11 protein-coding genes are annotated in these 11,312 nt (G+C 76.6%); 6 read left to right on the top strand and 5 right to left on the bottom strand.

Annotated features, from left to right (window positions below):
* Positions 1-157 precede the first annotated feature (157 nt).
* The 5 genes from pdxA to C892_RS0112705 form a co-directional block, all read right to left on the bottom strand.
* Positions 158-1,183 (bottom strand): 4-hydroxythreonine-4-phosphate dehydrogenase PdxA, encoded by a 1,026-nt coding sequence (gene pdxA, locus C892_RS0112725; RefSeq protein WP_026124323.1) that lies wholly within the window; start codon positions 1,181-1,183, stop codon positions 158-160.
* Between the two features lie 100 nt (positions 1,184-1,283).
* Complete coding sequence (locus C892_RS0112720) at positions 1,284-2,621, bottom strand: four-carbon acid sugar kinase family protein (RefSeq protein ID WP_017557523.1); 1,338 nt, start codon at positions 2,619-2,621, stop codon at positions 1,284-1,286.
* Positions 2,622-2,630: 9 nt separating this feature from the next.
* Complete coding sequence (locus C892_RS0112715; protein WP_017557522.1) at positions 2,631-4,055, bottom strand: GntP family permease; 1,425 nt, start codon at positions 4,053-4,055, stop codon at positions 2,631-2,633.
* 20 nt (positions 4,056-4,075) lie between these two features.
* Positions 4,076-4,861: a DeoR/GlpR family DNA-binding transcription regulator gene (locus tag C892_RS0112710; protein ID WP_017557521.1), complete on the bottom strand. Its 786-nt coding sequence runs from the start codon at positions 4,859-4,861 to the stop codon at positions 4,076-4,078.
* Between the two features lie 96 nt (positions 4,862-4,957).
* Positions 4,958-6,214, bottom strand: coding sequence for an MFS transporter (locus C892_RS0112705; RefSeq protein WP_017557520.1), 1,257 nt, complete (start codon positions 6,212-6,214; stop codon positions 4,958-4,960).
* A 132-nt stretch (positions 6,215-6,346) separates the two neighbouring features.
* On the opposite strand from C892_RS0112705, the gene C892_RS0112700 reads away from it, so the two are divergent.
* The 6 genes from C892_RS0112700 (at position 6,347) to C892_RS0112675 (ending at position 10,327) form a co-directional block, all read left to right on the top strand.
* Entirely contained in the window at positions 6,347-6,730 is a 384-nt protein-coding gene (locus tag C892_RS0112700; protein WP_017557519.1) for a VOC family protein, read from the top strand.
* Positions 6,730-7,278, top strand: coding sequence for a CGNR zinc finger domain-containing protein (locus C892_RS0112695; protein WP_017557518.1), 549 nt, complete (start codon positions 6,730-6,732; stop codon positions 7,276-7,278). The genes C892_RS0112700 and C892_RS0112695 overlap by 1 nt, the downstream gene beginning before the upstream one ends.
* Positions 7,279-7,558: 280 nt before the next feature.
* Entirely contained in the window at positions 7,559-8,245 is a 687-nt protein-coding gene (locus C892_RS0112690) for a response regulator transcription factor (RefSeq protein WP_017557517.1), read from the top strand.
* 184 nt (positions 8,246-8,429) lie between these two features.
* Positions 8,430-9,269 carry a universal stress protein gene (locus C892_RS0112685; RefSeq protein ID WP_017557516.1) on the top strand — a complete coding sequence of 280 codons (840 nt, stop codon included), beginning with the start codon at positions 8,430-8,432 and terminating at the stop codon, positions 9,267-9,269.
* A gap of 143 nt (positions 9,270-9,412) precedes the next feature.
* Positions 9,413-9,601, top strand: a complete 189-nt coding sequence (locus C892_RS31790) for a hypothetical protein (RefSeq protein WP_152513389.1) — start codon at positions 9,413-9,415, stop codon at positions 9,599-9,601.
* A gap of 12 nt (positions 9,602-9,613) precedes the next feature.
* Positions 9,614-10,327: a CBS domain-containing protein gene (locus C892_RS0112675; RefSeq protein ID WP_017557514.1), complete on the top strand. Its 714-nt coding sequence runs from the start codon at positions 9,614-9,616 to the stop codon at positions 10,325-10,327.
* Positions 10,328-11,312 lie beyond the last annotated feature (985 nt).

Raw genomic sequence — 11,312 nt, 5'->3', positions numbered from 1 at the left:
CTCGTCGAGGCGGATGCCGAAGAGGCGCGCCGAGCGCCGCCCCTCGACCGACGAAACGACCGCTGCTGCTGCGATGAGCCTCTAAGGAACAACGCGTGCCGCCCCCGGGCCGGGGCCCGGGGGCGGTTCCATGGGCGGACGGTGAGGAGGTGCGGGGTCAGCCGCCGTATTCGGCGCGGATGCGGTCGGCGAAGTGGGAGAACTCGGCGCCGTGCAGGAAGGCGGACGTCATGGTGGCCGGGTCGGCCTTGCCCGTGCCCGCGATGTCGAAGGCCGTGCCGTGGTCGACCGAGGTGCGCAGGATCGGCAGTCCCACGGTCACCGAGATGGTGCCGTCGAAGTCGAAGGTCTTGGCCGCGATGTGCCCCTGGTCGTGGTACTGGGACAGGACGCCGTCGTAGCGGCCCTGCAGCAGCTGGTGGAAGACCGAGTCGGCGGGGACCGGCCCGGCCACGTCGGCTCCGCGTCCCCGCATCCGCTCCACCGCCGGCGCCAGGTGCTCGATCTCCTCGTCGCCGAACGCCCCGTTCTCCCCGCCGTGCGGGTTGATCGCGGCCACCGCCAGGCGCGGCTCGTCGTGACCGAAGACCCGCAGCGCCGTCAGCGCCTCCTCGATCGCGGCCGTCTGCTGGGCCACGCTCACCTGGTCCAGCGCCTTGCGCAGGGACACGTGCCGGGTGGCGAAGAAGATCTTCTTGCCGCGCACCACGAACATGGTGTTCTGGCGGGTGGTGCCGGTCAGGGCACCGAGCATCTCGGTGTGGCCCAGGTGCTCGCTGCCGGCCGCCCAGATGGCCTCCTTGTTGATGGGGCCGGTGACGATCCCCGAGACCTCGCGGTCCATGGCCGCCCGGGTCGCCGCCTCGATGGCGCGCACCGCGGCCCGGCCCGCGCGCTCGTCGACCTCGCCCCAGGGCAGCTCGGTGTCGCCGAGGGAGGCGATGTCGTAGCAGTCGATGACCCCGTCCCGCTCCTCGGGCAGAGCCGTCCAGGAATCCAGGGCCCGGACCTCCACGTCCAGGCCGCACACCCGCGCGGCGCGGCGCAGCACGGCCGGGTCGGCGGCCACGACACCGCGCGCCGGGGCGCCGGATCCCACCTGTGCCAGGGTGCGCACGGTGATCTCCGGGCCGATGCCGACCGGGTCGCCGACGGTCACGGCAAGGGTCGGTCGTTCAGTCATAGCGGGTTTCCCTCCCTGTTCGATGGCCGGGGCGCCTCCTCCGCGGCCCGGCCGAGTGCATCCGAGTGGCGTCATGCATGCGTGCGGCGGCCGCGGCCTCTCACGCGTTCTCCTGCGGCTCCCCGCGCCGGAGCTCGGCCGGCACGGTCCGGGCGCGGGCACGGGCGGAGGTGCGCAGCCGGGACAGGCATTCGATGAGCGTTCCCTCGTCGCCGACCATGCCGCCCTTGGTGACCACGGGGATCCCGTCGAAAGGCCCTCCGGCCAGGGACCCGTGCACGGCCAAGGGCACGACCTCCCCACCGACTTCGAAGGCATGGGCGCCCAGGGCGTCCAGCACCGACGAGGTGACGTCTCCGCCGCTGGTGTAGAGCCCCGAGGGGGCGGGGACGCGCCCCAGAACGTCGGCGACCAGGGCGGACAGCCGACCGGGCAGTGCGCGCTTCGCCTCATGGGACAGTTTCACCACGTCGCGCGCGCTGGAGGCGGTGCGCACCACGACCGCCTCGGGGAAGGCGGCGTCGCGCAGCTGGGCCTCAAGGCGGCGCGCGACCGCGGCGGTGTGCCCGCCGTCCCCGGAGGCCAGGGCGCGCGCATCGACGTCGACGAAGCGCACGCCGCCGGCCCGGGCGGCGGCCTCCAGCTGGCGGCGGGTCAGCTCGGTGGCGCTGCCCACCACCGCCAGCAGCGGCCCCAGCGCGCCGCCGCCCCCACTCAGGCCGAGGGCCTCGGCGAGCAGCGCCCCGCACGGGCCGGGGTCGACCGCCAGCCACACGGTGCCGTCGCGCCGGTGCACCTCGGCGGCCGCGGCGGCGACGGCGGCCAGGTGCCGCTCGGTCAGGGCGTCGCACAGCACCACCGGCTCCCCGCCCTCGGCCAGCCGGTCGGCCAGCCCGGGGCCGGTCACATCGCGCAGCGGCACGTGCCGCACCGGCAGGTCGCTCTGGCGGGCCACGATGTCGGTGACGACGCTGCCGGAGACCGGGCTGAGCGGGTCCATGGCCAGCTCGGTCTCCTCCAGGGGGACGCCGTCGAGCAGCTGGACGCCGTCGGCGGTGACCCGGCCGGAGGCCGGGAAGGCGGGGGCGAGCAGCGCCCGCACCCGCGCCCGGCCGCCGGTGCGGGCGCGCACCGCCCGCCAGGCCGCCTCCAGCTCGGCGCCGACGTTGCCGCGCAGGGTGGTGTCGGTGCGCTTGACCACCAGCGGCACGGGGCCGCCCCGCCACACCGCGTCGATGACCTCCTCCACCAGGCCGGCCGCCTCCGCGGCCGGCAGGTGGCGGCTGTCCAGGTCGGCGACGACCACGTCGAACTCGGCGGCGGCGCGCGGCGCGTGCGCGGGCGCCACGGCGGCCACCCGCATCCCGGCGCGGGCGAACCGCGCACCGGTGGCGTTCGCGCCGGTCAGGTCGTCGGCCACGACCAGTACCTGGGCCATGTCCCTCTCCTATCCCAGCACCAGGGCCGCCACGCCGAGCAGCGGCAGGCTGGCCAGCCACAGCACGGTGGTCATGCCGCTCCACATCTTCATCGCCGCGCCGCCGGACAGGCCGGTGAAGCGGGTGACGACCCAGAAGTAGGAGTCGCTGACGTAGGAGAAGACCATCGAGCCGGAGCAGGCGGCGAGCACGGCCACCGCGGGGTCGAGCCCGGAGGACTGCACCAGGGGCGCGCTGAGGGTGGCCGCGGTGATGATGGCGACCGTGCCCGACCCCTGGGCCAGCCGGACGAAGGTGGCGATCAGGAACGGCACCAGCACCAGCGGGACCGGCCAGGCGGCGACGGCCTCGGCCAGCGCGTCGCCCACGCCGGAGGCGCGCAGGACCTCGCCGAAGGCGCCGCCGGCGCCGGTGACGAAGACGATCATCCCGGCCGAGGCGGCCGCGGCGGTCAGCCAGCCCACGACGGTGGTGCGCGGCGTGCCCTTGGGCGGCAGCAGGTAGACGGCGGCCACCAGACCCACGAGCAGGGCGATGGCGGGCTCACCGGCGAAGGAGAAGAAGGGGGCGAAGCGGGCGAGGAACGAGCCCGGGGCGGCGGCGCCGGTGACGGTGTTGCCGATGATCAGGGCCAGGGGCAGCAGCAGCGGGACCATCGCGATCAGGGCGCCGACCGGCGGGTCGGGCGGCTCCTCGGAGATGTCCCGCCCGTCGGCGCCGAGCACCGCGCCCGAGCCGCCTCCCGGGGCGCCCGCGCCGTCGCCGCCGGACCCGGCGTGCACCGCGTCGCGCTCGGCCGCCAGGGCGGGGTCGAGGCGGGGCTCCAGGCGCGGGCCCATCACCCGGGAGTAGACGACCACGACCGGCATCAGCACCACGGCCATGGCCAGCGCGGCGACGATCACCGTGCCCAGGTCGGCGCCGAGCAGCCCGACGGCGGCCAGCGGTCCGGGGGTGGGCGGCACCAGGTGGTGGGTGATGGCCAGGCCGCCGGCCAGCGCCAGGGACAGGCCCACCAGCGGCTTGCCGTAGCGGCGGGCCAGAGAGCGCGCCAGCGGGTGGAGGATGACGAAGCCGGAGTCGCAGAAGACCGGGACCGAGACCACCGCGCCGGTGGCGGTCATCGCGACGTCCTCGCGGCCCTTGCCGGCCAGCCGGACGAACATCTTGGCCAGGGCGTCGGCGCCGCCGCTCTCCTCCAGGACCTTGCCGATCATCACCCCCAGGCCGATGACGATGCCGATCCCGGCCAGTGTGCTGCCGAAGCCGCCGGTGACGGTCTCCAGCAGGTCGGCCGGGGACATGCCGGCCACCGCGCCGGTGACCAGGGCGCCGGCGAGCAGCCCGACGAAGGCGTCCAGGCGCGTCCACAGGATGATCGCCACGACCGCGGCCACGCCCAGCAGCAGCGCCGCGAGCAGGAGCGGATCCATGTTCTCCCCCTTTCTCGGGGTCAGTCGCCCCGGGCAGGGGTACGGGGTGCGCCCGGGGCGGGGACGGTGAGGAGGGTGCAGTGGGGGTCGCCCTCCAGTGCGCGGCGGGCGCGGGTGTCCAGCCCGTCGTCGGTGATGAGGGTGTAGGGGCCGGCGAGCGGCGCCCAGTAGGGCTCGGCGTCGGAGCCGGCCTTGGTGGAGTCGGCCACCACGACGGTGCGGCGGGCGGCGCGCATCTGCTGCTCCTTGACGGAGGCCAGCTCGGGGCTGGGGCAGTTGATCCCGCGGCCGGGGACCAGCCCGTCGGCGCCGACGAAGGCCAGGTCGGCGGCGACGCGGTCGAGCACGCCGCGGGTGAACTCGCCGACCATGGCGCCGCGGCGGCGGCGCACCCGGCCGCCGACCAGGACCAGTTCGATGCCCTCGGCGTCGAGCAGCGCGGTCATCGGGCCCATGCCGGTGGTGAGCACGGTGGGGCCCGAGCGCCCGGCGAGCCGCTCGGCGATGAGGGTGGTGGTGCTGCCGGCGTCGAGGACCACCATGTGGTCGTCGGCGACCAGCTCGGCGGCGCGCTCGGCGATGCGGCGCTTGGCGGGGGCGTTGCGCAGGCCCTTCTGCACCCAGGTGAGCTCGCCGCCGGCGGGGGCGGGCACGGCGCCGCCGTGCGTGCGCACCACGCGGCCGGCCTGCTCCAGCTCGGTCAGCCCGCGGCGGACCGTGGAGGGGCTGATGCCCAGTTCGCGCGCGAGGTCCTCGACCCGCTGGACGCCGTCGGCGACCGCGTCCAGGAGCTTCTGGTGGCGCACCGTGATTCTCCCCGTCTGCTCATTTCGATCACGTTGACCCGCACAGAATGACCGAACTGCGCAGAACACGCAACCCTTCCCCGCGTTTTACGACCATTACGCGCAGTCGCGCGCGCGATCGGGGTGCACTGCGGCGAGCACGGCCCCGGCGGCGGGCGCCAGGGCGGCGGTCCCGGCGGCGGCGAGGAGGGCCGCCGCCGTGCCGTGCTCGGCCAGGGCGCCGGCGAGCGCCGCGCCGGCGGCCAGGCCACCGATCTTCAGGCCGGCGCCGATGGTGAAGACGCGGGCCCGCACCGGCGCGGGCGCGTCCCGGTGCCGGATCGAGAAGACGGCGGCGAGCTGCGGGCCTTCGGCCGCCCCGGAGACCAGGGCGGCCAGGACCAGCAGCCCGGCGGAGGCCTCGGCGGGCACGCCCGGCGCGGTGGCGGCGAGCGCGGCGAGCGGGGAGGCGCACAGCAGCGCCCCGGCCGCCCAGAGCACGGTGTCGGGGGCGGGCCGGCCGGGGCGGCGGGCGAGCAGGGCGGTGGCGGTGATCGCGGCCGCGGCGGCCGGGGCGGCCAGCAGGGTCCCGCGCTCGGGAGCACCGAGCACCTCGGCCCCGAGCAGGGGCCAGCACACGGCGAGCATCCCTCCGGCGGCCATCGACAGGGCGGAGACCGCGGTGGCGCGCGCCAGGCCGGGCACGCCCGCCACGGTGCGCACCCCTTCGGCGAGTTCGGCGGCCGGCCGTGCGCGTCGCCGCGGAGGGCGCGGCCCGTCCGTCCCCGCACGCTCCGGCGGCAGCCCCCGGGCCAGGGGCGCGGCCGCCCCGATGAGCGCCACGGCGGCCGCGGCGGCGCCCCAGGGCCCGGCGCCCCAGGCGACGGCGGCGGCGAGCACGGGGCCGAGCAGCGCGGCGGCACTGTAGCTGATCGCGTCCAGCGCGCTCACCCGGGCGAGGGCGGAGGGGGCGACGATGCGGGGCAGCTGCGAGCTCCACCCGCTGGAGACGGCGGGGGCCAGGGTACCGGCGCCTGCGGCGACGGCGAGGACGACGCCCAGCGGGGCGCGCCCGATCTCCGCGGCGGCCAGGGCGAGTCCGCCGGCGTAGACGGCGAGGGCGGTCGCGAGGAGCGCGCCGGGCCGGGCGGTGCGGTCCATGAAGGCGCCGAGGACCGGCCCGCCGAGGGCCGCACCGGCGGTGGCCGCGGCGAACAGGAGCGCGGCGGCGCCTTCGGAGCCGGTGGCCGCCAGCCCGACGAGCAGCAGGGCGGGCCCCGCGGCCTCGTCCCCCGCCCGCGCGCAGCCGGCCCCGGCGAGGTACCGGACCGTCGGGCGTTTCGCGGCCGAGCGCTTCGCATCGGATCCCGTCACGTCGGCGACGCTAGGCGGGGTAACGGTGGTACGGGCAGTTCCCGTTACACGAGGCCGCCGTCGGATCCTGTCCCGGGCCGGTGGTCTACTCGGAACCCCGGCCTCCAGGACGCCGAACGCGAAGGAGCCCCTGTGCCCGAGAACTCCGTGCCCGAGAACTCCGTTCCCGCCTCCTCCCCCGCCCCGGGCGTCCGGATGCCGCTGCTGGTGCTCTACACCGAGCGGTTGGAGGAGTGCCGCGACTTCTACGGCGCCCTGGGCCTGGCGTTCGAGCGCGAGAAGCACGGCGACGGGCCCGAGCACTACGCGGCCGTCCTCGCGGACGGGACCGTCTTCGAGCTCTACCCGGCCGTCGCGCGCCAGACCGGGCGCCTGCGACTCGGACTCGACATCGACGGTGGCCGGGCCCGGCCACCGCTGGCCCCCGGACGCCACGTGCTCACCGACCCCGACGGGCGCAAGGTCGACGTCTCGGCCGCCCGGCCCGGCACGGCGCCGCCCCCGGGACGGGAGTGATGGCCTCCTCCGTCACCGGCCTGCTGGCCGGCCCCTGGGTGCGCGCCGTCGCGCTGCGGACCGCCGCGCTCGCCAACGTCCTGCTCCCCGACCCGCCGCCGCCCGGGCAGGTCGAGGACGTCTTGAGCGCCCACGGAGAGGAGGGCCCCTTCGACCTGTCCCCCGCCGACGTGCGGGCGATGGCCGCGGCGGCCCGGCGGCTCCGGGAGGCCGCGACCGCGCCCGACCCGGCGTCGGCCGCACGGCGGGTCAACGCGCTGCTGGCCGGGGCACGGCCGCCCCGGCTCTCCGACCACGGCGGCACCACCCACTGGCACCTGCACTTCGACGCCCGCGACGACGGGCCCTGGGACGAGTGGCTGCTGACCTCGGGCGCAATGGCGCTGGCGGTGCTCGTCAGCGACCAACAGCGCGTTCCGGGCGGCGTGTGCGCCGCCCCCGGGTGCGACCTCCTCTTCCTCGACCCGGGCACCGGCGGCCGGCGCCGCTACTGCTCGGCCCGGTGCGGCACCCGCACCCGGGTCGCCGCCCACCGCCGGAGGCGCTGAAGCCGGCGGGGAGGCGGACGGTGCACGTACCCGTCGCCCGGGGGCCGTGCGCGGGGCCCTGACGGCGCACGCGGGCTCGAACACGCGGTCCGGCCCACGGTGCCCGCCAGGGCCCGACCGCACCGATCGCGCCCGGCCGTTCACCTCCGGTAGCGCAAGGACCCCTGAGCGGCCTCCCGAGGCCGCCCCCAGGGGCGCTGGTATCGGGGGCGCGGGCGTGCGATGGTCGGTTCCCCTCCCCTGAACACCGGAGGGGCGGTCGATCGAAAGGGTTTCCGCCATGACCACGGCCGACGAGCACAAGCGCACGATCCGCGTCTTCCTGGTGGACGACCACGACGTGGTGCGCCGGGGCGCCACCGCGCTCCTGGAGGAAGAGGAGGACATCGAGGTCGTCGGCGAGGCCGGGACTGCCGCCGAGGCCGAGGCGCGCATCCCCGCGGCGCGGCCGGACGTCGCCCTGCTGGACGTCCGGCTGCCCGACGGCAGCGGGGTGGCGGTCTGCCGGGAGCTGCGCTCGCGCATGCCCGGGCTGGCCTGCCTGATGCTCACCTCCTACGCCGACGACGACGCCCTGTACGACTCGGTGATGGCCGGCGCCGCCGGGTACGTCCTCAAGCAGATCCACGGCTCGGACCTGGTGGGGGCGGTGCGCACGGTCGCCGGGGGCGAGTCGCTGCTCGACCCGCGCAGCACCGCCCGGATGATGCGCCGGATGCGGGAGGCCGGCGCCGGGCGCGACCCACTGGGCGAGCTGTCCGAGCAGGAGCGCCGCATCTTCGAGCTGATCGGCGAGGGGCTGACCAACCGGCAGATCGGCGAGCGCGTGTACCTGTCGGAGAAGACGGTGAAGAACTACGTCTCCAGCGTGCTCTCGAAGCTGGACATGAAGCGCCGCACCCAGGCGGCGGCGCTCGCCGCGCGCCTCAAGAGCGAGGCGGCCCGACGCGAGGACGACCGGCGGTGACGCTCTGTCAAGCGCCCTTCGTCGCCCCCGACGGCACCGGCGTCCCACCTCTTCAGGGGCGTCCGCCCCTCGGACCGCGCTGACCGCGCCGTTACCGTCGGGAGTCAGGGCAGAACCGGCCGAGGCAGAGCTGAGGCAGACCGGCCGACGGGGCGCGGGTGCCGGTACCGCACTGGAGGCGACGATGAGCGACGACGCGGCGGGGCCTCCCCTGGTCGCCGGGGTGAACGGGGGCGAGGCGGCGATCCGGGCCCTGGACTGGGCCGCGGCCGAGGCGGACGCGCACGGCCTGCGGCTGCGCATCGTGTACGCCTTCTCCTGGCCCCTCTACCATTCGCTGCCCACCGGGCTGCCCGAGTTCGACGTCGACGCCCTGGGACGCCGCATCGTGCACCAGGCCGAGCAGCGGGTCCGGCACGCGCGCCCCGGCCTGGAGACCGAGGCGGTGCACATCACCGGGGACCCGGGCACGGTGCTGCTCGGCGAGACCCGGCGGGCCTCCGCGGTGGTGCTCGGCTCCCGCGGCGTGCGCGGCCTCAACGCGGTGCTGCTGGGGTCGGTCGGCCTGGAGGTGGCCTCCCTGGGCGCGTGCCCGGTGGTGGTCGTTCCCGACCGCGCCGCGCCCAGGGCGGCCGGCCGCATCGTGGTGGGGGTCGACGGCTCGGACCACGCCCGGCACGCCCTGGACTGGGCGCTGCGCGAGGCCGAGGTGCGCGGGTCGGTGCTGCGCGCGGTCTGCGTGCCCCGGGGCACCCATCCGGGGGCGGACAAGGACGCCCGGGAGGTGCTGGCCGCGGAGCTGGCCGGGCCGCGGGCCCAGCACCCCGGGGTGGTGGTGGAGGAGTCCACGCCGGAGGGGCATGCCGCGCGCGCCCTCGCCGCCTCCGCCGAGGACGCCGACCTGCTGGCCGTGGGGTCCCGGGGCCGCGGCGGCTTCGCCGGGATGCTGCTGGGCTCGGTCGGCCAGTCACTGCTCGCGCACAGCCCCGTGCCCGTCGCCGTGGTGCACCGGCGCCGCGGCTGAACGCCCCGGCCGGGTCGCGAAGGACGGGCGCGTCCCGGCCGGTCCTCCCCTGCCCTGCCGCCGCGCGCCCTTCGTCCCCTCCGGCCGGGGCCCAAGCCCCTGGCCGGCCCCCGCCGCACAGGGGAGGGTCGAGGAGGAACGGAATGAGGCGAGGCGGCATGCGGCAGATCGGCGGAGTGGTTCCCGCACCGGACGTGCGGATGCTGGAGGAGCGGGTGCGGCGTCTGGAGGAGCGGGTCGAGGAGCTCGGGCGCCTCCTCGACCGGCGGACCGCGGAACCGCGCCCGCCGGACGGCGCCGCGCCCCCGCCGGAGCCCGCACAGGCGGGGTGACCGAGGAGGAGCATGCACACGACGGTCGGCGATGTGATGACCACCGACGTGGTGTCGGTGGACGAGGAGACGGGCTACCAGGACATCGCGCGCAGGCTGGTGGAGTCCGGTGTGGGCGCGGTGCCGGTGACCGGGCCCGGCGGCCGGGTCGTCGGCCTGGTCTCCGAACACGACCTGCTGCACAAGCAGGAGTACCGCGGCGACGAGGAGGACACCCGGGGCTACCGGCCGCCGGTGCGGGCGCGGCTGCGCGAGCGGCTCTCGCCCGGCGGCGCGCGCGGTGAGGGCCCACGGGGCAAGGCCGAGGCGACGACCGCGGCGGGGCTGATGTCCAGCCCGGCCGTGTGCATCGCGGCGTCGGCGTCGGTCACCGAGGCGGCGCGCATCATGGAGGCGCACGGGGTCAAGCGGCTCCCGGTGGTCGACGACGACCAGATGCTGCGGGGCATCGTGGGGCCGACCGACCTGCTGCGGGTGTTCCTGCGCGGCGACGCGGAGATCTCCGGGGCGGTGCGCGAGGAGATCGCGTTCCTCAAGAACACCGCGAAGGAGGTGAAGGTGAACGCGACCGTCAAGGACGGCGTGATCACCCTGTCCGGGTCGGTGCGCGACCGGAGCACCGCCCACGCCCTGCGCCGCCAGGCGTCCCGCCTGGAAGGCGTGGTCTCGGTGGTGGACGACATGCGGTGGCACGTGGACGACCTGCTGTACCCGGACCTGCGCTGAGCACGGGATGCCCGCCGGGGAAGGAGCCGCACTCCTTCCCCGGCGCAATGCCGGGCAGGGTCGGCCGGCTCAGTCGACTCGGGCGGAACGGGCGGCTCGGGCGGAAGGCAGGACCCAGACGGCTCGCGGGCCGGAGCAGGCGCTGGAGCAGCCGGCCTGCCCCACAGGACCGTGCAGCCGCCCGTATACCCGGCAGTCACGTAGACCGGGAGGATCCGCTCCCACGATCGCGAGCACGGCGCATGCCTCCGTAAGGCCGGGACATGGCCGGGAAGACGTGCGGCCACCCCTCCGGACGCCATCCTGGGCGCAGTCCGCACCCCGTATGAGTTCGGTGTGGGGCTGGACGAGGAGGTTCGCCCTGCACCCCGGCGGCACCGCCTCCTCCACCACCGGATCCGGCTCGACCGACCGGGCGTTGCTCCGGCCGGGTGCCCGCCGGCCACTGACGGTCGGTGACCACGACACGCCGTGTCCTCTCACACGCCGTGTCCCCTCGTCCCTCTGAGACGGCCCACACCGGCCCGGCCCCGGACGACACGGCCCCGGCGCAGTCCCGGCTGCCCCGGCACCGACCGATCGACGCCGCCCACCGGCGCCTCGAACACGCCGACACGGCCGTGAACGGCCCCACCACCCGACCGCGCGCGGAAGGACGCCGGGCGGCGCCCGCGCACCGCCCGGCGTCCGGCTCCGCGTCCGCTCCGTCGTTTCCGGGCGGCGTCGGCCGCGGACAGCGGGCCCACGGCGCCCCGGGACGCCCCGCCGTCACGGATCATCACCCCGGGGGCCGCTCATCCCCAGACTGCCGCGCGCTTCCCTGCAGCGCCCAGGCACGAAAGGCCTTGCCCCGCGGGCCCTTCGCCCCGCCGGGAAACGGCCCGGTGTCCTGGGACGGGCCGCGGACGCGCCCTTCGCCGCACGCGATCCCGACGAACGCCTCTGCCTGGAGGTGCCCGCGTGCGATGGGATGGATTCCGTGCCC

This window comes from Nocardiopsis baichengensis YIM 90130, from assembly GCF_000341205.1.
Taxonomy (GTDB): Bacteria; Actinomycetota; Actinomycetes; order Streptosporangiales; family Streptosporangiaceae; genus Nocardiopsis_A; species Nocardiopsis_A halophila.
Note: the sequence above shows the minus strand (reverse complement) of the source record. Positions and strands in the feature narration are given on the sequence as shown.

What these genes read in the sequence shown, in the direction of transcription:
- pdxA (WP_026124323.1), bottom strand. Translation starts at nt 1,183, where the DNA reads ATGACTGAACGACCGACCCTTGCCGTGACCGTCGGCGACCCGGTCGGC.
- C892_RS0112720 (WP_017557523.1), bottom strand. Translation starts at nt 2,621, where the DNA reads ATGGCCCAGGTACTGGTCGTGGCCGACGACCTGACCGGCGCGAACGCC.
- C892_RS0112715 (WP_017557522.1), bottom strand. Translation starts at nt 4,055, where the DNA reads ATGGATCCGCTCCTGCTCGCGGCGCTGCTGCTGGGCGTGGCCGCGGTC.
- C892_RS0112695 (WP_017557518.1), top strand. Translation starts at nt 6,730, where the DNA reads ATGGCCTCCTCCGTCACCGGCCTGCTGGCCGGCCCCTGGGTGCGCGCC.
- C892_RS0112690 (WP_017557517.1), top strand. Translation starts at nt 7,559, where the DNA reads ATGACCACGGCCGACGAGCACAAGCGCACGATCCGCGTCTTCCTGGTG.
- C892_RS0112685 (WP_017557516.1), top strand. Translation starts at nt 8,430, where the DNA reads ATGAGCGACGACGCGGCGGGGCCTCCCCTGGTCGCCGGGGTGAACGGG.
- C892_RS31790 (WP_152513389.1), top strand. Translation starts at nt 9,413, where the DNA reads ATGAGGCGAGGCGGCATGCGGCAGATCGGCGGAGTGGTTCCCGCACCG.
- C892_RS0112675 (WP_017557514.1), top strand. Translation starts at nt 9,614, where the DNA reads ATGCACACGACGGTCGGCGATGTGATGACCACCGACGTGGTGTCGGTG.